Here is a 723-nt window from a genome sequence, read left to right as displayed (position 1 = left end):
AACGCCCGGCGGACCAGCCCCTGTGGCTCGGCTCGCTGAAGTCCAACATCGGCCACACCCAGGCCGCCGCGGGCATCGCGGGCGTCATCAAGATGGTCCAGGCCATACGGCACGGCCTGCTGCCCAAGACGCTCCACGCCGACCAGCCCACCAGCAAGGTGGACTGGACCTCGGGCGCGGTGTCCCTGCTCACCGAGGCACGCCCCTGGCCGGAGACCGGCCACCCCCGCCGCGCCGGGATCTCCTCCTTCGGCGTCAGCGGCACCAACGCCCATCTCATCCTCGAACAGGCCCCGGAGACGGCGACCACGCCCGAAGCGGACGGGTCGGAGGCGGATGGGTCGGAGCCGGAGACTCCGGGGCTGGTGGCCACCGGTGGCGTGGTGCCGTGGGTGCTGTCCGCCAAGAGCGCCGCGGCGCTGCGCGCCCAGGCCGAGCGCCTGCTCACCCACCTGCGCTCGCACCCCGAGGGCAGCCCGGTGGACCTGGGCTGGTCGCTGGCCACCACCCGCACCGCCCTGGAACACCGCGCGGTCGTCCTCGCCCCCGATGCCGAGCAGGCGACCGGCGCCCTCACCGCCCTGGCCGAAGGACAGCCCCATCCCGGCCTGGTCACCGGGGAGACCGGCACCGACGGCAAGACGGTGTTCGTCTTCCCCGGCCAGGGTGCGCAATGGACCGGTATGGGAGCCCAACTCCTGGACCAGTCACCCGTATTCGCCG

1 protein-coding gene is annotated in these 723 nt (G+C 73.4%); it reads left to right on the top strand.

Annotated features, from left to right (window positions below; genetic code table 11):
* On the top strand, window positions 1-723 hold a 723-nt coding region (locus AXW62_RS39180), incomplete at both ends, for a ketoacyl-synthetase C-terminal extension domain-containing protein (protein WP_159061102.1).

This window comes from Streptomyces hygroscopicus subsp. hygroscopicus (assembly GCF_001553455.1).
GTDB lineage: Bacteria > Actinomycetota > Actinomycetes > Streptomycetales > Streptomycetaceae > Streptomyces > Streptomyces hygroscopicus.
Note: the sequence above shows the minus strand (reverse complement) of the source record. Positions and strands in the feature narration are given on the sequence as shown.